17 protein-coding genes are annotated in these 19,838 nt (G+C 35.5%); 3 read left to right on the top strand and 14 right to left on the bottom strand.

Annotated features, from left to right (window positions below; all coding sequences use genetic code 11):
* Positions 1-14 precede the first annotated feature (14 nt).
* Positions 15-2,102: a glutamine synthetase III gene (locus RBG61_RS00720; RefSeq protein WP_307944680.1), complete on the top strand. Its 2,088-nt coding sequence runs from the start codon at positions 15-17 to the stop codon at positions 2,100-2,102.
* Positions 2,103-2,801: 699 nt separating this feature from the next.
* On the opposite strand, the gene RBG61_RS00715 is transcribed toward RBG61_RS00720, so the two are convergent.
* From RBG61_RS00715 to RBG61_RS00700, 4 genes are all read right to left on the bottom strand, one after another.
* Positions 2,802-4,478 carry a recombinase family protein gene (locus RBG61_RS00715; RefSeq protein WP_307944679.1) on the bottom strand — a complete coding sequence of 559 codons (1,677 nt, stop codon included), beginning with the start codon at positions 4,476-4,478 and terminating at the stop codon, positions 2,802-2,804.
* Positions 4,479-4,611: 133 nt separating this feature from the next.
* Positions 4,612-4,905, bottom strand: a complete 294-nt coding sequence (locus tag RBG61_RS00710; RefSeq protein WP_307944678.1) for a hypothetical protein — start codon at positions 4,903-4,905, stop codon at positions 4,612-4,614.
* Positions 4,906-4,922: 17 nt separating this feature from the next.
* Positions 4,923-5,348 carry a hypothetical protein gene (locus RBG61_RS00705; RefSeq protein WP_307944677.1) on the bottom strand — a complete coding sequence of 142 codons (426 nt, stop codon included), beginning with the start codon at positions 5,346-5,348 and terminating at the stop codon, positions 4,923-4,925.
* A gap of 509 nt (positions 5,349-5,857) precedes the next feature.
* Positions 5,858-6,862: an AAA family ATPase gene (locus RBG61_RS00700; protein ID WP_307944675.1), complete on the bottom strand. Its 1,005-nt coding sequence runs from the start codon at positions 6,860-6,862 to the stop codon at positions 5,858-5,860.
* A gap of 249 nt (positions 6,863-7,111) precedes the next feature.
* Here RBG61_RS00700 and RBG61_RS00695 point away from each other — a divergent pair, with 249 nt between their 5' ends.
* The gene (locus tag RBG61_RS00695) at positions 7,112-8,425 is read left to right on the top strand and encodes an ATP-binding protein (protein WP_307944674.1); all 1,314 of its coding nucleotides are present in this window, start codon (positions 7,112-7,114) and stop codon (positions 8,423-8,425) included.
* A gap of 83 nt (positions 8,426-8,508) precedes the next feature.
* On the opposite strand, the gene RBG61_RS00690 is transcribed toward RBG61_RS00695, so the two are convergent.
* Positions 8,509-8,826, bottom strand: coding sequence for a DUF6809 family protein (locus RBG61_RS00690; RefSeq protein ID WP_307944673.1), 318 nt, complete (start codon positions 8,824-8,826; stop codon positions 8,509-8,511).
* Positions 8,827-8,997: 171 nt separating this feature from the next.
* Here RBG61_RS00690 and RBG61_RS00685 point away from each other — a divergent pair, with 171 nt between their 5' ends.
* A complete protein-coding gene (locus RBG61_RS00685) occupies positions 8,998-10,200 on the top strand; it encodes an ATP-binding protein (protein WP_307944671.1) in 1,203 nt (400 codons plus the stop codon).
* A gap of 61 nt (positions 10,201-10,261) precedes the next feature.
* On the opposite strand, the gene RBG61_RS00680 is transcribed toward RBG61_RS00685, so the two are convergent.
* From RBG61_RS00680 to RBG61_RS13990, 9 genes are all read right to left on the bottom strand, one after another.
* Positions 10,262-10,564 carry a TIGR04076 family protein gene (locus tag RBG61_RS00680; protein ID WP_307944669.1) on the bottom strand — a complete coding sequence of 101 codons (303 nt, stop codon included), beginning with the start codon at positions 10,562-10,564 and terminating at the stop codon, positions 10,262-10,264.
* A gap of 39 nt (positions 10,565-10,603) precedes the next feature.
* The gene (locus RBG61_RS00675) at positions 10,604-12,436 is read right to left on the bottom strand and encodes a hypothetical protein (protein WP_307944668.1); all 1,833 of its coding nucleotides are present in this window, start codon (positions 12,434-12,436) and stop codon (positions 10,604-10,606) included.
* Positions 12,437-12,535: 99 nt separating this feature from the next.
* The gene (locus RBG61_RS00670) at positions 12,536-14,803 is read right to left on the bottom strand and encodes a DEAD/DEAH box helicase (RefSeq protein ID WP_307944666.1); all 2,268 of its coding nucleotides are present in this window, start codon (positions 14,801-14,803) and stop codon (positions 12,536-12,538) included.
* 12 nt (positions 14,804-14,815) lie between these two features.
* On the bottom strand, positions 14,816-15,562 hold the full coding sequence (locus RBG61_RS00665; RefSeq protein WP_307944665.1) for an NERD domain-containing protein: 747 nt from the start codon (positions 15,560-15,562) through the stop codon (positions 14,816-14,818).
* Complete coding sequence (locus RBG61_RS00660) at positions 15,559-15,879, bottom strand: nucleoside triphosphate pyrophosphohydrolase (protein ID WP_307944664.1); 321 nt, start codon at positions 15,877-15,879, stop codon at positions 15,559-15,561. Before RBG61_RS00660 ends, RBG61_RS00665 begins: the two co-directional genes overlap by 4 nt.
* Positions 15,845-16,252, bottom strand: a complete 408-nt coding sequence (locus tag RBG61_RS00655; RefSeq protein WP_307944663.1) for a (deoxy)nucleoside triphosphate pyrophosphohydrolase — start codon at positions 16,250-16,252, stop codon at positions 15,845-15,847. Before RBG61_RS00655 ends, RBG61_RS00660 begins: the two co-directional genes overlap by 35 nt.
* Positions 16,249-16,473 (bottom strand): hypothetical protein, encoded by a 225-nt coding sequence (locus tag RBG61_RS00650; RefSeq protein WP_307944662.1) that lies wholly within the window; start codon positions 16,471-16,473, stop codon positions 16,249-16,251. The genes RBG61_RS00655 and RBG61_RS00650 overlap by 4 nt, the downstream gene beginning before the upstream one ends.
* Before the next feature lie 2 nt (positions 16,474-16,475).
* The gene (locus RBG61_RS00645; protein WP_373889734.1) at positions 16,476-18,557 is read right to left on the bottom strand and encodes a DUF3427 domain-containing protein; all 2,082 of its coding nucleotides are present in this window, start codon (positions 18,555-18,557) and stop codon (positions 16,476-16,478) included.
* Positions 18,558-18,597: 40 nt separating this feature from the next.
* Positions 18,598-19,611, bottom strand: a complete 1,014-nt coding sequence (locus tag RBG61_RS13990; RefSeq protein WP_373889717.1) for a phospholipase D-like domain-containing protein — start codon at positions 19,609-19,611, stop codon at positions 18,598-18,600.
* Positions 19,612-19,838 lie beyond the last annotated feature (227 nt).

The raw sequence follows: 19,838 nt of genomic DNA, 5'->3' as shown, positions 1-19,838 counted from the left end.
AGGAGGCATTATCAATGAAAGATATTCCGAATATGTTTGGTAGTCAGGTTTTTAATGATACTGTTATGAAAGCAAGATTGCCAAAAGACACTTATAAAGCATTAAAAAAGACAATAGAACAAGGTACACATTTAGAGCTTGATGTTGCAAATGTTGTTGCAAACGCCATGAAAGATTGGGCTACTGAAAATGGTGCTACCCATTTTACTCATTGGTTTCAGCCAATGACAGGCATCACTGCTGAAAAACACGACAGCTTTATTTCTCCAAGTAATGATGGCAAAATCATTATGGAGTTTTCGGGAAAAGAACTAGTTCGAGGTGAACCAGACGCTTCAAGCTTTCCTTCAGGCGGTCTTCGTGCTACCTTTGAAGCGAGAGGTTATACAGTATGGGATACAACATCTTATGCTTTTATTAAAGATGGAACGCTATGCATACCTACCGCATTTTGTTCATACAGTGGTGAAGCTCTTGACAAAAAAACTCCGTTACTTCGCTCAATGCAAGCTATCGACAAACAAGCAATGCGCATTTTAAAGCTGTTTGGTAACACAACAGCAAAACGTGTCATTACAACTGTTGGCCCTGAACAAGAGTATTTTCTCGTTGATAAAGAGGTGTACTTAAAACGTCCGGATCTTGTAAACTGTGGTAGAACATTATTCGGGGCAAGGCCTCCAAAAGGGCAAGAGCTTGATGACCACTACTTTGGAAATCTAAAACCAAGGGTTTCAGCATTTATGAAAGAACTTGATGAAGAATTATGGAAACTTGGTATATTGGCAAAAACCAAACATAATGAAGTAGCACCTGCTCAACATGAATTAGCACCGATTTTTACAACAACCAATATTGCAACCGATCACAATCAGCTTACTATGGAGCTTATGAAAAGTATAGCTAATAGCCATGGCTTAGTTTGTCTGCTACATGAAAAACCATTTGCAGGTGTAAATGGTAGCGGCAAACATAATAACTGGTCTATTTCAACAGATACAGGAGTTAACCTACTTGAACCAGGCGATACACCATTTGAAAATGCACAATTTCTGTTGTTTTTAGTGGCAGTTATTAAAGCGGTTGACGACTATCAAGATTTATTAAGAGTATCTGTTGCAAGTGCTGGAAATGACCATAGACTCGGAGCGAATGAAGCACCTCCTGCTATTGTATCCATGTTTCTCGGTGATGAGTTAACCGAAATTTTAGAGGCTATTGAAACAGACAGCAGCTATAAAAACAAAAGAAAGCATCAAATGGAAATAGGCGCAACTGTACTACCCCATTTTCCAAAAGATACAACAGACCGTAACCGCACGTCGCCTTTTGCTTTTACAGGCAATAAGTTCGAGTTTCGTATGCTTGGTTCTAACTTTTCTATTGCTGGACCTAACATTGTATTAAACTCAATTGTTGCTGAGGTTTTAAGCCAATTTGCTGATAAACTTGAAAAAAGTAATAATTTTAAATCAGACCTTGACGCTTTAATTCAATCCACAATGAAACAACATAAGAGAATTATTTTCAATGGCAACAATTATTCTGATGAATGGGTTACAGAAGCTGAAGAAAGAGGACTTCTCAACTTAAAAAATACTGTTGAAACACTGCCTACATTTATTTTGCCTAAAAATGTGGAAATGTTTTGTAAACATAACGTTTTTACTGAAGCAGAAATGCACTCAAGATATGAAATATTGCTTGAAAATTATGTAAAGACAATTCATATTGAAGCTCTAACTTTAATTGATCTTGTTAAAAAAGAAATATTACCATCATCAATCAGTTATCAAAATGAACTTATTACTTTGATAACTGGCAAAAAGTCTTGTGGTATTGAAGAGCAACCAGAACTTAACATAGCCAAGAAATTAGCCAAATCGACTACATGTCTTTATAAAGAATTAGAAGAGCTTGAAGCTGCTGTATTAAATGCAAAGTTAATAAATGATAGTTTAGAGCTTGCAAAGTATTATCACGATTTTGTATTTTTAGCAATTACACAACTAAGGATAGTAATTGATGAGCTTGAAACAATGATTTCTAAAAAACATTGGGGCTTACCTACGTATGCAGAACTTCTATATAGTGTAAATTAACTCAAAAGGTTTTTTGCGAAGTTTGACTCAAGCATCATCATCTGCTCAACTCCTGTATCCTTGTGCCGTACATAAATAATTTTGACATTCTCATCGTTCCTTTCTTTTTATTTTTGGGCATAAAAAAGAGGCTAAGTCTGTAGGTCTTAAATAACCTAAGGCTTAGCCTGCTTTTCTTGATATTGAATTATTTAAATAAATCATGCTGTAAAGTATCAGTAAGAATATTAAATGATTTCTCATCTTTGCTTTCAATAAAATTCAAAGTACTTTCTATTACTTTACTATTTTTTGTTATTAATTTTAATTTTGGAATAGACATTTTCAAATCATTGAGAGAATTCACGACCCTATCTTCTTCACTAATTGTCTGTATATCGTATCTTGCTACACCTAAAGAATATTTTGCTTCTACTGGATACAAAACAATTTGAGCGAAAATAATGATAGATTCGTAGACACGTTTCTTTTCATCAAAAATATATTTTTTCTGTCCTTCATCGGCTCCAATATTAAAGTTGAAATTAGTACTGAAATTAAAGATGAACTTAAGATACTAATTACTATTGTTGATATTGTTTCAATACTCATCTTTCAGTCTCCTTAAATGTTATTCCAATAAAATAACCTCATGTCATCTATATTTCCACCATTTTTCAAGCCTCAAAATTGCTTCAAAACCACAATGCGTCATCATTATTATCGTTTCAACGTGCGTGGTTCCCACCGTGGGCTTTTTGGTGGTTCTGCTTTAGGAAAAAGCGGTGTTACATTTATTTTAAGTCCTGTTTTGAAGATGAAGTTGATGGTGTATGGTAATGGTGTGCCATCTTCTGCCTCATCACCGATAATAACTTCTTTTATGAGCATTCGGAAGGATTCGCCATCAAACTTTTCCATGGGTTCTTTATGGCTGAAGATATTTTTAAAGCTTTCCAACCTTGTTTTAAAATCTGCGCCCATATTAGAATCTTGTGTGGCGATTTTTAGCTCTGATTCCAATTCATCAATGTCATCGGATAACTTTTTGTATTTTTTCTCATATATAATTTTATCAATCTTTTCTTCTAAAAGCAAGTCAATTAGCTGATTACGCTTACCTTGTGCCTTATTTATTTTATCATGCAAGGCTTTAACTTCATTTTCATATTCTTGGTACTCAATACTTTTTGAAAGGTTATCCAAAAACTCTTGTATTATTTTTTCATTGTCTACGCAAAGTTTGTTAAAGGCTTGTACGAAACTATTTTCGAGTACATCTTCATTTATGAGTTTACAGTTTGGGCAACTGGCTTTTCCTTTTTTAGCGGCAGTGTTGCATAGCCACATAAACCTATCTTTTTTACCCGAAGTGCCTTTTCTTCTTATAACTGTACCACCACAGTATTTACATTTCATCACGTTACTAAACGGATAGGTTGTATTATATTTTCTTAGTGTGCCTTGATTATATTGACGGCTCCTCTTATGACGCAGTATCTTCGCTTGCTCAAACTGCTCTCTTGTTACGATTGGCTCGTGATGGTTTTCAAGATAAAAGCGGTCTTGCTGTCCTACATTTTTAATTCTCTTTTTGGTAATCGGGTCAATGGTGTAGGTTTTACCTGTAAGAATATCTCCGATATATTTTTCATTTCCTAAGATTTTGGATATTGTACTGCCCGACCAGTTTGTTTTGCCTTTTGGAGTGAGTATGCCTTTTGCTTGCAATTCTTTTTCTATGGTGTGGCATCCTGCACCCTCTATATATCGTTTGAAAATGTATCTGACTGTTTCAGCTTCCTCTTCGACTATATAAAGGGAACCTGTTTCTTTGTCATATCCATAGCCAAGGCAGGAATTAAAACCTATTAGTTCTCCTTTTTTAGCTTTCATTTGAAGTCCCATTTTCGTGTTTTGTGAAATGGATTCGCTTTCACCTTGAGCCAGTGAAGAAAGTATCGTCAGCAAAGTTTCGCCGTTTTCAGACGTTGTTACAATATTTTCTTTTTCAAAGCTTACTGCAACACCAATGGCTCTTAGCTCTCTTACATATTTTAAAGTGTCTATGGTGTTTCTTGCAAATCTTGAAATACTTTTGGTGATGATCATATCAATCATACCGTTTTTAGCGTCCTGTATCATGCGTTGAAACTCGGCTCGCTTTTTAACCTGTGTACCAGAAATTCCAAAGTCGGCATATACATTGACGAATTCCCAGTCGCTGTTGTTTTTAATAAGGTTGGTATAATAATCAACTTGAGAGTTATAGCTGTTGAGCTGTTCGTCCGAATCGGTACTTACTCGGCAGTATGCTGCTACTTTAAGCTTTTTAACTTCTCGCCCTGTAATATCAAACTTACCCTTTGTTGCAGAAATTATTTGAACTTCGCCCATTTTGCATCCTCCTTTTCTTTATGTTTACAGCACAGTATATCTGTAAACAATCACTAAGTCTATTAAAACAATTCAGTTTTTTAAAGTTCTACATACCCACTAATTTTAAGTGGGTATGTAGTGCTAATTCTTACTATGCAACTTTATATTTTTGTTTTAGATAATCCTTTGCTTTGTTGTATTCCTGTTGTGAAAGCAATTCTTTTTCCAACAATGAATTTAAAAACACAATCTGGGTTGCATATTTTTCTTGGGTATTATTTAAAAATATATAGTCTATAGGCTTTTGAAATGATATTTTATAGTCCCCGCCAAATTGATGTTCGCCCTTGTTATCGGAAATTAAAAATCTAAATTGTTTTGCTGTATATATCATTAATCTTTTTAAAAAAGCAGTGTTGAATAATATTTTGTTTATTAAAGCCATTTATCTGCCCTCCAAAATCAAATACTTTCATTCCCATTTTGATATTCCAACGCATCTTCCATACAGATTTTCCCTCTGCTTGCCTTGACTTCCTTTACACATCTGCCACGAAGTTTTCGCAAATCGTCATCACTGATTTCAAGTCCGGCGGCAAGAATATTCATCATCATACTCATTTCTACCGACAATCTAAAAATATTATTTGCGTGTCTTATCTCTGTTTCTTTCAAAGTTGCTTGCAGTGCAGACATCAATATTTTTGAAAGATATGCGGATGAATTTTGACTGTTGAGATAACCAATGTAGAAATCTACTGCGTTATAAATAAATTCTGACTTGTTTTTAAAGTTGTTTGGCTCACACAATCGTTCCATATTTTTAATCATGGATGGCGGTAGCCATGCATTAACTCGTTCCTTGTTTTCGTTTAGATTATTCTCCATAAAAAATCCTCCTTTTTACGCTTCATCACTGTAAACGTCACCCTGTAAATTTCGAGTTTATGGGATATTTTTGCTTTTACATCACCCTCAACAGCCAATTTCAATTTTTACAGCACCTTGGCATAATGCACAATAGTGATTTTTGATTAGTCTAAAAGTCCCCTAACAGAGGGGTTTCTTCGGTCGGCATTGCCGTCCGATGTGGTCGCAAGGTGCGTTTACAGCACCTTGCTTTATCCTGCACCGCTATCGAACGGTGGGTTCACCCCAATAAAGCCAATGCGTTGTGCACATTGCCGACACATTCCTCTATCAGCCAACCTCCCTAAAACTATGGAATGGTGAAGAAATCGTTCGCCCTCAAATCTCGCCAAATTTGCTCTTTTCTATTGCTATGGCATTACTACCCTACCTGTCAGTTATAATCGCACACGAGGGCGGACACGGGGCAACGGTTGCGAGTATGCTTTTGTTTTACAAGTGCCGATAGGGTCAACAAAATTGGCAGTCTATGAACTATGGTTTTTAACGTCACTATCGTCACTAAGCAGCAGTAATTCGATAATTCTTTTGCCATTGCTTCTACGAAAATCTCCCATGATTCCAAGGTTTTCAAGCTCTTTTTTATGCAGGCGAATATGTTTTGAAATAATGCGTTCAGAAAATTTATCGTCACTATAAGAACTGAGCAGTGCCGACAATTCTGTAGGTGTTCCGCAAAAACTGTTTTTATCTTTTATGAATTTCACCATGGTTTTGAGTAAATCTGAAAAGTGAAATGCAGGATTGTTGAAGCTGTCGTTAGTTTTAATCCAAATATTTTCTTCGCTTCTTTCCAACTCAATTTCACGTTTCTCAATGTCACGACCGATACAATACAAAGTTGATTTCTCACTTCGTTTATCATCAGAAGATAAAACATACATTGTGTCAACTACACCTTGCAGTCCTGTACTGCCCGAAATTTCATTGAACTTATCGCTGTCTTTTTGTTTTCTTAAATGGTGAATTAGAATGATTGCAATGTTGAGCTCATACGCAAGTTTTTTAAGAGGCAGTAAATCAGAATAATCATTTGAGTAACTGCTATCTACATTTGCTTTTCGGATTGTTTGCAGAGTATCAATGATAATTAAGTTCGTATCGCTGTGACCGCTTACAAAATTTCTGATGCGTTCTTCAAGGTCGGTTTCAAGTTTTGCTTGCTCGGTACAAAAACAGACACTGTTTGGAGCATCATCTGTAATTTCAAACAGTCTGTTTTGAATACGAATTTCGTTATCCTCAAAACAGAGATATAAAGTTGTGCCTTGTGTTACCTTGTTTCCCCAGACATCTTCTCCTTTGGAAACCATTAGCGAAAGCCAAAGTGCAAGCCACGATTTTCCCACCTTTGGAGCACCTGCAAGTAGATGAAGTCCTTTGGGAATTAAATTTTCCACCACAAACTCAATTTCTCGAAGTGGTTTGTTTAGCAGTTCTTCACCTGTGACTACATTAAATTCTTTTTTCATTTTCCTATCCTTTCTTCTTAATTAAAATAACTCTTACTTTTTTCCCCCTTTAATTCTATAGGCAAAGTTACGTTACACCTGTACACCCTAATTTTTAAATGTTCACAAATTATTTACAAACAGCTTTGTTTTTAATAGGTTTTCAAGCTTTTTCTTTCATAATGCCTTGAGATTTATTGCGATTTAAGAGTATAATGGAAACATAAAACAAATTATCATATTTAGATATGACAGCAAGGCGGTGAGAGTTTGAAGAGTGAATTTTATTATTTTCAAACAAGAGATGACAAATGGAGCAATCAAAATACAGTTGTTGCATTGACCGGTTTAATGTGCAGCGGAAAAACCAAACTCGCTTTAGACTTTGTAAAAGAGAGAAAGCATTTTTACTTTTCTTTTGCAAACTTAAATGAATCTATGGCAAGGTTATTCCTTTCCCAAACATTATTTGATGAGCAACAAATTCACAGCTGGAACGAAATATTTTCTAAAATAAATGAGATTGCAAAATTTCAGCCAATCTTTATTTTTGATGATATTGAAAGTCTTTTGAGCGACAATGAGTTTTGCAATGCCCTCAATGATTTTATGAATTCCACCATTAGAAACCGCATTTTTATGGTGCTGATTTTTAATCAAGGGGCGAATACAAACAAGCTGAATTTGGCTTTTCGTTGTATCGACTCGAAACCAATTTCCATTGCAAAAACAAAAAAGGCTACTCCGAATTGGAGTAACCAAGAAATTTTAGAACTGCACACGCTGACAGGCGGCTTTGTTCCCTTAATTAAATTGTTTGATGACAGCGTTCCTTTCAAAGACAATTTGCAAAAGATGTTTGATAAAAATTCACTGTTTCTAACGTTTGCGGAAAAAATGCTGCGTTCAAGTTTTAGAACACCTGAAAGTTATATGATGATTTTATATGCCATTGCTTGCGGTAATCACAGAGTTAGTGAAATAGGCAAATCCACAGGCTTTGCCTACAACAAGTGTGATAAATATTTAGGATCCCTTATTGATTGCGGATATGTAATCACTTCAAAGGTTGATAATAAAACAGTCTACTCCATTGCAAACAGCTACTTAGAAATTTGGTTTAAGTATATCTATCCAAACAGAAATTTAATTGAAATTGGAACGTTTGATACCTTTTTCTTTTCTGAAATTTATCCGCAGTTTATAAAGAAAGATGTAGAAACTCATTATCGAGAGGCTTGTTTCAAAGTTATTCGTAATAGATTGATTTGCTGTGTTGCTAACGCAACGATTGAACAAGTGAGGGACAACCCATACACACTGAAAACTAAAGGCTTTGAATATACCTTTGACTGCTACATACCCGAAAAAAGCAAGGCAGTGTTTGTAAAAATATTATCCGACACCACAGAAATTGCAGGCAAGGATATGGTTGTTGAATTTGAAGAGGCCGCTGCGAAACTCAATCCCCTATACAACAGTGAACTTTTCATCTGCTCCAAGAGAAGATTTAGCGATTTTGCAGTCCATGAAGCACTGGGAGGATTTTTAAAACTGATTACGGTGGAGAGATTGAAGTTTTAAATACCATTTGCAAAAGAGAAGTAGCATCTTGTTATGCCATTTCTCTTTTAATATTCATTTTTATCGTTGCTTATAATTTATATCTATGTTTCATCGTCGCACTTGGTCGTAAATGATTGACCACAGTCATTGAGGGGTTCACTCTCATCACTGTTGCCTTTGTAATTTTGCAATTCTGTTTTAAGTTCAATGCCAAATTTTAATCCTTGTATGAAACTTTCTTTGCTTTGGTAGTTACAAATCATTTCTTCGGCATCAATAATTCTAAGTACCAATTTTTTATCTTCTTTTGTTAGATGTTCAATAAGGATTTTGTGATTTTCTTCGATTGAGTTTTCTAGTTCTGTAAATTCTGTTGGTTTGTAAAGGCTGTGGTATAGGTCATCTAAGATACTGGGCATTATTGTAGCACCTCCTTTGTAAGCACAAAGGATACCACAACAAATAGATAATAGCTACTGAAATCTTTAATAAAAAACATGTCGAATTATAAAGTTATTATTTTATAGAGAAATAACTTTGACATTTATATAACTTTTTGCTATACTTGAAACTGAAATGAGGTGTTATCCATGATTGAACGAAAAGAATATTTAAGTGAACTTATCAGTTTGCGTGAAAAACAAATTATAAAAGTTGTTACAGGTGTTCGTAGATGCGGTAAATCTACACTATTTAAGTTGTATCAAGACTATCTATTATCCACAGGAGTTCTGCCTGAACAAATTATATCCATCAACTTAGAGGACTTGGATTTTGAGGAGCTGTTGGATTATAAAAAGCTATATGCCTATATCAAAGAACGACTTTGCAAAGATAAATACACCTATATTTTCTTGGACGAAATTCAAAACTGCAAGGATTTTGAAAAGGCAGTAGACAGCTTATTCATCAAGGAAAACACCGATGTATATATCACAGGCTCCAATGCCTATATGTTGTCGGGTGAGCTTGCAACCCTACTTTCGGGACGATATGTAACCATAGCTATGCTACCACTATCATTCAAGGAATATGTAATCGCAAACAACGAAAGCAATAAATCTACAAGAGAACATTTTGCTGATTATTTGCGTTTTGGTTCGTTTCCATACCTTGCTGCAATTTCAAAAGATGAACCTATTATGGAAAGCTACATTGACGGAATTTACAATACCATTTTAGTGAAAGACGTAGCAAAACGTGAAGGAATAACAGATATATCGCTTTTGGAAAGCATTGTGAAAGTAATGGCATCAAGTATTGGTAGTCCTGTTTCTACAAAGAAAATCAGCGACACCATAAACTCCGCAGGACGAAAGACCTCTGTAAATTCCATTGACAGTTATATGAAAGCCTTGTGCGATGCCTATATTTTTTACAAGGTTGACCGTTTCGACATCAAGGGCAGACAGCATCTTAAGACATTAGGCAAATATTATATTGTTGATACTGGCATTCGTAATTTACTGCTTTCCTCCGGCGCTTCGGATATAGGGCATTTAATTGAAAATGTTGCCTATTTTGAACTTGTTCGCAGAGGTTATAAAGTCAACATTGGGAAGCTTTCTGAAAAAGAAGTTGACTTTGTTGCAAAAAATTCTAATGGCTTAGAGTATTATCAAATCTCAGCATCGGTTTTAGATGAAACAACTTTAAGGCGAGAGCTTTCACCACTGGAGAGCATTCAAGACCACTTTCCAAAAATCTTGCTGACCTTAGACGAAGTTCCAAAGAATGCAAATTTCAATGGCATAAGGCATTTGAATTTAATAGATTGGTTACTTGACGAGTAAAAAATAGGGAGCAAGGTGCTGTAATGCACTTTGCTCCTTTGTGGTAATAGGGGAAATGTGATTATTCTATTACTTCAATATAAAAGCTTACGGGACGAAATCCATCGTTACAAGAAATCATAGCAGATTTTTCGTTCTTCATCCACCCGTCGTAAAAGTTGCCACCGCCATGAGCGAGGGTCATCACAAAGGGTGACATACTGTCCCACGCACTTTGGCATAAGCCATCGGGCTTTTCCCAACCGTTGGCGATGAAAACTTGTCCCACTTCCATATCGCAAGCATGAGTAATAGGATTTTCATATTGTTCTATGAGGTCAGGATAAATAGTTTGTTTCATTACGGTAATTTTAATTTTTTGCATATGGGGTCTCCTTGTAGTAAATATTAAATTTACAAAAAATTATTGATTTTCATAATCTGCAATTTGAATATCCCTAATTTTTTTTAAAGCCGAATTTACTTTTCCTAAAATTTGCTTAACATCAGATGACACATTGCATTTAAATAACCCATTAACAACAGAAATACACTCCATGTTTATATTCAAGTAATCATATTTTTGAATTATAACATCTTCAAGCTTTTGTAACACATATTCCCAAAAGTCTTTGCTTAAAAACTCATCTCTCAGTTCCAATAAATCATTTTTATCTTCTACTTGTGCGTAAATCCTTTCGTAATATGGATTTACTAACCAATAAGCGACTTGAATTGGTCTGTACTTTTCCATAGTATCATAATCTACTATATGTTTCTGTCCAATTATATCATTAAAAAGAGCTCCAAAACACGGATGTTCTGACGAACGAATAACTTGTCTATAGTGCTTTTGATACCCATGAATGAAGCGATACATTTTCTCAGTTTCACTTTTTCTGGTCAGCATATATACCAACATTCCCATATCCAATATTAATTCTTTAGCAAAAATTTCATCCTGTATTCTTTCTTCTGAATTTCCACTATATCTTCCATGAGCTATTTTATTACGAATCATGTTGTTAAAATAGTACATGAAATATTCAACTGATTCTGGATAAATGTTGCCATTAACCTCTTGTAAATGCCTTATTTTATCTTTGAGAACAGCATTGATATAAATATCCATTTTTGAAAACCTACAAAATGTTGTAGTATCTCTTAAATAATCTGCAAACATTCCTTCTATTTGAATTGGTATAATATTATTGAATAATTCAAACTCGCCTTGTTTATATAAATTAATTGCCTTAATCAATATCCCATTCCGCTCTCTAAGACATACACTTGATTCTAAATTATTTGTTAGCTCATCTATAACCTCATAGTCTGTAATAAATTTTTCCAATGTTTCACAATAGATACTTGGTTTTGAGCTTTTGTATAAATACAAATCATCAATTTTAGGAATTAAACTCAAATAATTTTTATATTCGTTTATTGCTTCATCATCTAACTTTGTATAGCTTGAATAATGATATTGCTTTAGAGCATTTTCTAAAATAGCATATATTTTTACCTTAAAAAATAAAGCATAGGATCTGTTAACATCATCCTCAACTATTTCAACATAATCCCGATATGATGAAAAAGCAAATTTAGCCTCATAAGTTTCTACCTTGCTTAACTTCAATGTTTCCTGTTTCTTTGCGTTTTCAACACTTTGCACATTGTTTATATCACAGAATTCTGATAATTTAGAGTTCAAATAGTCGATTGCGAATTTTAACATTTCTTTTCTGGTTTTTAGCAAATTACATTTCGAACATAGTTCATAAAGCTTTTGCTCATCAGTAGATATATCTCTCATAAAGGAATGGCTTGGTTTGGCATTCTTTATTGCATCACTATCAATCTTTACTTCGTTAAGTTTGGTATTTATCCTGGTAATTTCAGATTGATATTTGTGCAACACCGTGTTGTACTTCTGGACGAAAATTTCTTCATATTCTCTTTCAACCTCAGTTAACACTTCAGATGGTAATTTTTTAATATGCAAAATACTGCACAATGCAATATAATAATCTTTCGTACTATTACATTCAACATTCTTTGGTTTTACAGTTTTTATTACTGCATTTAACAATTCTGCACTTGCATTTTGAACAACGCTTAGCACATGATTGTAATACAGCTCTCCTAATTCTTCTATGGATGTCTTTGTAAAAATTGCGTGATCCATCCAATCATATAACTTTTTCGATATATACTCAAAAATGCTTTTACATATTAATGTGTTTTCATTGCTACCCATATGATAACCTCCATTTTATCATAATCTAAATTCAGTTACTGGCATATCAGCCTTGTTAAAAAAATAGCCATTAATTACCGTTATGTCTTATATCCGCATTTACTTCATTCTCGCATAATACCCATTCAACTTCTCCTCGCAAGCCCCCTCAATTTCAGCCTTATCTTCATTGCTGAGATTTTTCCAAATAGTGCTGTCTATTTCCACAATGCCAAGTGTTTTCGTGTGGCGGAGCATATTCATATCCTCAAATCGTTTGAATGGGTTAGAAAGAATATTGCGTTCAGCTTCTTTATCGGTATAGCCACCTTTGGCGAAAATACTATTTTTCTTTTCTACTACAAATCCATTTTGACGACGGCTTTCGTAAAACTCACGAAAATAGGAAACAATATCCGAAAGCTTGATTCTGCCCTTTTCATCGGCATAAAGCATAATAGCTTTCAGCAATACTGGTTTATAGGAATAGCTCATATCCATCTGACGCACCATGTCCATAAACAAATCTTTACGGTTTTTGTCATCTATAATTGTCCAACCATATTGCGTTGCATAGCGTTCAAGGGTTTCTTCTTTAAAGTATTTAAAAGTTCTATGCTCGCTCATTGGCACGATTAAATCTGGGATTAATTTGCCTTCACGTACATATCTCTCAATGGTTTCAGTTTGCACATCAACACGGCGGACAAATTCCATCTGTGATATCATCCCAGCCGCTTCTTCCTGCCAGTTAAAGATATTCACAATTTCATAATCGGTAGCATCAACGGGCCAATCAATTAGTGCATCTGGGCGTTCACCTTTAGCATATAAACCATCTTCGGCGGTCTTTTGTACTTGTGGTGCAAGTGCCAAAGCACCCGCACGGTAGTCTTTTAGTCTAAATAATCTGTGTAAGGACTGAGGCATATTATACTGACTTGCGTTATCTACAAAGTCAAAAACCATAAGGCTATCCTTGTTTTCAGCAAGGCGCATACCTCTGCCAAGTTGCTGAGTATACAGTACCTTTGACATAGTGGGACGAGCCATAAAAAGCACTTCAGTTTCGGGGCAATCCCAACCCTCGTTAAGTAAATCACAGGCACAAAGCACCTTGATTTCTCCCTCTGCAAACTTCTCTAAATGCTCTTTTCGTTCACTGGCTTTCATGTTACCTGATACTGCCACAGCCTTAATATTTTCAGCAATAAAAAGAGAAGCTATTTCTTCTGCGTGCTTAACACTGGCACAGAAAATTACCGTTCTCTTGTTTTTTACATAGTTAAGCCAGGTATCAACAATCAGCTTATTTCGTTCGGGGACATAAATTTTGCTCTCAAGGTCACGAATATTGTATTGCACACTATTAAATCTAACTTTGGTTAAATCAATATTGGTATGTATTCGAATACAGCGAACCGGCACAAGCTCGCCGATTTCTACTGCTGTCTGAATGTCTAATTTATGAGCCGTTTTTTTGAAAATATCCAAAATAACGGTGTTATCATCGGTACGTTCCGGAGTTGCAGTAAGCCCCAAAGTAAATTTGGGTTTAAAGTAACTCAGTACCTTTTGATAGGTGTCGGCTGATGTGTGGTGTGCCTCATCAATTATGAGATAATCAAAATCATTATCCTTAAATTTATCCAAGTTAAGTGCAACACTTTGAATACTGCCACAGACAACATGAGCGTTGGGCTGCTTAATACTATCCACATATTTTCCCACCGTGGCTTTGCTCCACAACTTGCCAAAAGTGTCTGCTGCTTGTTCTACAAGCTCCACAGTATGGGCTAAAAACAGGGTTCTGCCGCCACAGTTTTTGGCATCCATTACTGCGGTGACTGTTTTGCCTGTACCTGTTGCATGATACAAAAGCCCTATAGTTTCGCTATTTGACCTCATCTCGTTAAGTGCTTTTAGTGCCGCCTTTTGATGTTCTTTTAGCTCCAAATTGACAGCATCCACTGCCTTTGCCCTTTGTGGCGGTAAATAGTCCTCTATCTCCTTAAACTGAGGGTATGTGCCTAAAAATACACGTAACTCATCCTTAATTCTATCTGGTTGTGATTGCATTTGTCGCACCGCAAAGCGGTACACATCCCAACCTAAGTGCACCATGCTATTTTGCTTTAGCAAGTGGTCATAGAATTTATTTTCAGCAATAATATTTTTGTTGTGACTTGCCTCATCGTCCACCTCAATGGCTACTCTTTTAAACCCTGTATTTACCACAAAGTCCGCAAAACGACTGTTTTGATAGATGTCATAGAAGTGATATTGGGAGTAGAGATAACCAGCCTTTTCCGCGCCAAAGGCATCGGAAAATAGTTCTATGAATAAATCTTCGGCACAGCTTCCCGAGGCACTGTGGTAGATTGGCATTTAGGTCACCTCTTATTTCAAAATATAACAACATTTGGGGTAGTTACTACAGCCTTTAAATGTTCCGTATTTAGATTTTCTAAGGACAAGTTTACTTCCACATTTCGGACAAATATCGTGAGATATTTTTTCTTTATTCATTTGCACTTGATGTTTTATTTTTGTAACATGTTCTTTTCGAGTCTGTTTATTGTTAATATCGGCACAGCTAATTATTTGTAGTATTTCTTTAATTTCTTGTGTGGTAAATATGTTCTCTTTTTCTTTAGTAATAGTTTTGTTTATGCCACTAAAATATACCACTCTACTTTTAGCGTTGACTTTCAATTCGCATTCACCGGAGAACGCAACAATAGGTATGATTTTAGCATTAGGGTATTCGGATAGTAATGCTTTAATTGCCTCGGTATGCGCATAATTTTGCCTTATAGGGTTAAAAAACTTATTCTTTTTGCCATATATGTTCTGTGTCCAATATTCATCGCTTTCTTTTCCTAAAATCCAGCCTTTATAATTTTTTGTTTCTATTACAAAAATTCCATACTGAGATACAACGATATGATCAATTTGAGTCGTACCCCGGTCGGTTTTCAGTATAATGTCGTTAAGTATCGAGTATTCATTTTGCGGTAAGAATGAAAGAAATGTAGATATTGTTTTTTCTCCTACAAAACCTTTTATCACGGGCTGAAATAATTTTAGTATTATTGCAATGGCAAAAAGAGCCCATACATACCAAAAATCAATTAAAATATTCATGGACACTTAACCTCCAGCAATAGTATCTTCTTCTCAAACCCGCCACGCTTGTCTGCTTTTTGCTTTCGAATAGCTTCAAACTGTTCTTGCGAATATCCCCTTGCTGTGGCTATGGCATACATTACCTCAAGCATATCAACAAGTTCTTCAATGTCTTTACTTTCTTGATACTCAGCGAGTTCCTCATTTAGCTTTTCATCAAGCATCTCTATGTACTTTTCATCAGACAAAAATTCCGTAGTACAGGTCTTGCCGTCAGCTTCAATTATCTCTGGTATTTTATCACGAACGAGTTTGTTGTAGATTTTTGTACTCATCTTTAAGCCTCCTCAAAATTTTCACATCTGCTGGGCAAAACTCAAAATCATCAATCTCACTAATCTGTATCCATTTAATATCATTATGTTCTATCATTTTGGGTTGGCCTTCTGCTATTGTTGCATTAAATAACGTTATATGAACGGTAATGTCCGGATATGTATGAGTAACTTCTGTAAAAATTTCGCCAACCGAAAGAGTGATATCAAGTTCTTCTTTACATTCACGAATCAAAGCGTGTTCTTTGGTTTCACCTTTTTCAACCTTACCGCCTACAAATTCCCACAGCAATGCGCACGCCTTGTTCTTAGGACGTTGACAGATTAAAAATTTATTATTATCCCATATTAATGCCGCCACTACTTCAATCATTTGTTATCACCTATACAAAGTTTACAAAACTTTGTTTTTCTATCTTGTAAGCCATTTGCAAAAACAATAGCTAAGTCAAGTGTTTCAAATGGACCATGCCATTTCCCATTTTTATTGGATGCACTTAAATGAATACCTTTTCCGTTGTTACACATTCCACAAGAACCATTATGAATAACTGCTTTCTTTTCTGCTCTCCAATTTTCGTAAATATAATACATGATTACCCCACCACTAATTTATTTGTTTTCTTTAGGAATTTTGCAGGGATTGGCTTATGCAACTTCCAAGTAATGTTCATAGGTTTTGAACCCTCGTGGCTCACATAATCTGCGGTGCCAAGATAGGTATAAGCACTGGCTGTACCTAAAACTTTATCATTCTTAAACTCACGAACAAAGAGCAAAATTTTGTTTTCTTGCTCTCTGTGACATATGTAGCGCTTACCCGTCGCTGATGTATCTGCTGTGGTGCTTTGGCTCTGCCAATGGAACAAAATATCGTTTATGGAGTAATCATTATACATAGTTGTAGGTGAATAATCCTTGTCGGATTTATTGAGCGTCACAAAGAAAATGTCCGCCTTTTTATCGCTTAGATATTTAACACCCTCACGAACTGTGCTCGGCTTTAGAAAATCCATCGCCACTAAAATCTGATCTCTTGTATAGGTGCAGTGCAAGTCCAGCGGACAATCAAAACCAACATCAACACTTTCATCAATAAAATCAATTTTATTGTAGTTATATTTCAAAATCTCAATGAGTTCATTGCATAAAACAGGGCAGCTTTTCACCATGTTTACGCCGTCCATGAGCGAGGAAAACCCACATTCTTCAAACGGCTTTTGCCACACTGTAAATTGAAACATCTGAAGCATTCTTTGTTCTGCTTGTGTAAAAATAGCCTTATTGCTTGTTAAGATTTCCACTATAAAATTTATCAAACTGCGAGAATCCAAAAGAGCAAATCTTCCAAAAGCCTTTGTCAGTGTTTCCTCTAACTCCTCACTAAAATCATCTTTTACACCGGCTAAAACACATAGCCTTGAAAAGCTATCCCTTGCGTATATATTTCGTATGTCAAGATGATGATAATTTAAAAAGTTCTGCAAATTAAGTTCTAAACCGCTATCTTCGGTAAAGGTTGCAATGCGAGAAATGAGTCCTGCTTTTGCTCCAAAGGAAGAACGAATATTATCTAAAATATACTTCTGAGCTTTCTTTTCAAGTTGGATATAACAGCCTTTTGGAACTGAAACAAAGCCTTCTTTTATCTCCCTTTGCACACTTTTTGTGGTGTTAGAAAGCAGTGCCGAAAACTTATCTTCAAAGTTATATTTCTTGTTTGCCTGACCGATAAAATCAAGAACGGTAAGGCATTCTTTATCTTCAGAAAGGCGAAGACCACGACCGAGCTGCTGCAAAAATATGGTCAGTGACTCTGTCGGTCTTAAAAATAAGACTGTGTTAATTTCAGGAATATCCACGCCCTCGTTATAAATATCTACCACAAATATAAATCGTACGTTACCGCTGACAAGATTTTGTTTTGCCGCTTTTCTCTCATCATCAGGAGAATTTCCTGTCAAAAACATTGCAGGTATCCCATGATTATTAAAATAGTTCGACATAAACTCTGCGTGTTCAATAGACACACAAAATCCAAGTCCTTTTACATCGTCAATATCCGTCACATATTTTAGAATTGACGAAATCACCATATCAGCACGACGGTTTGCAACCAATCCGCTTATTGTATATATCTTAGAAAGCTCGCTTTTATCATAACCGCCACGCACCCATTTAAGGTTATCCAAGTCCACATTGTTGGTGACACCGAAATACTGGAATGGACACAAAAGTTTTCTATCAATAGCTTCAGGCAGTCTAATTTCTGCGGCAATTCGATTATTAAAATACTCTAATATGCTTTTACCGTCCATACGCTCTGGGGTAGCAGTAAGTCCCAAAAGAATTTTAGGTTTATAATATGTAAGCAGTTTTTGATAGGTGGGCGCCGCTGCGTGGTGGAATTCGTCCACGATGATATAGTCATAAAAATCTTCACCGGTTTTATCTGTAAAATCTTGCGAATTAAAGGTCTGAATGGAAATAAACAGGTTGTCAATACTCTCGGGTTTATAGTTACCCACAAACATTTCTCCAAAATTATTATCCTTGAGCACACCACGAAAGGTGTACATACTCTGCTTTAATATTTCCTCTCGATGTGCCACAAATAATAATCTGCATGGCTTATGTGGATTTTGCTTTTTAAATCTTTTATAGTCAAAAGCAGAAATTACGGTTTTTCCTGTACCTGTTGCCGCAACGACTAAATTTTTATAATAGGACTGTGCGTTCTGCCTCTAATTTATCCAAAATTTCTTGCTGATAAGAATACGGCGTGATGTCAAATGTGTAGTCACATTCGTTATTGTTATCAAAGTATTTCTCTGCCTTTAACGCTCTTGCAAGACGTTCTTTTTGTCCTTCACAGTAATATTCAAATTCACTTGCATTCCAATAGCTTTCAAAGGTGGCTTTAATTTTGTCTATAGTTTCAGGCAAATCCTTTTTGGTCACTTTCACATTCCATTCAAGTCCACTTGAAATAGCGACATTGGATAGATTAGACGAACCCACATATGCAGTAGTGAAACCTGTGTCACGATAAAAAACGTAAGTTTTAGCGTGTAGACGAGTTCGGTTTGTGTCATAGCTCACCTTGATTTTGGTGTTTGGCAGTTTTCTAAGTTCTTCAATGGCTTTCACATCGGTCGCACCCATATATGAGGTGGTAATGATACGAAGCTCACCACCATTTTTCGTAAATTCCGAAAGTTCATCAATAATAAGTCGCAATCCGCTCCACTTAATAAAGGATACAAGCATATCAATGCGGTTTGCGGATACAATTTCTTTTTTAAGCTCGGTGAACATCTGTGGCTCGTGAATGGCGCCTGTAAAAAGACTACTTTGAGCAATAGATGTTTCTGGGCGAGTGACTTGTGCCTTTTCATTTAACCACAAAACACTGTTTTTCTTATCTAAAAGAGCAAGAAGCTGTTCGGCACGCTCCGAAATTTTAAGCGTGTCAAAATCAGCTTCATTTGTTTCGTTTATAATTGTTGACACGATTTTATTTGCAAGGTCAACTTGAGCCACAACATCTCCGCCATTATCACGAACATTATCAAGGCCTTTTTCAATAATTTCAGCGATATACTTCGCCAAAATCTTGGAGCCTTCCGCTTTATCAATCGAAGCAGTTTGAGAGAACTTATCCTCTAAAGTGATAAGCTCCGCATCAATTTCTTTGTTGATAACTTGTTCGTATAGTCCTGGCTTAAGCATAGTGTTGGCTCCTTTTGTGTTATCTAATTTTTTACCATATATAAAACAAACCTCTACCCACTGGCAGAGGTTTATTGTTATTCTTTTCTGTTATAATAGCAATTCTGACAATGTTCTATATAATCTTACCAAATTTATGTAATTTTCTCAAGAGGAAAACGTTAAATTCGCAAAAATATTCTCATTTATTTATATAATTTTATAATATTACACGAAAACAAAGAAGC

Source organism: Paludicola sp. MB14-C6, from assembly GCF_030908625.1.
Lineage (GTDB): Bacteria > Bacillota > Clostridia > Oscillospirales > Ruminococcaceae > Paludihabitans.
The sequence above is the reverse complement of the archived record's forward strand: the minus strand, read 5'-3'. Positions and strand labels throughout refer to the sequence as shown.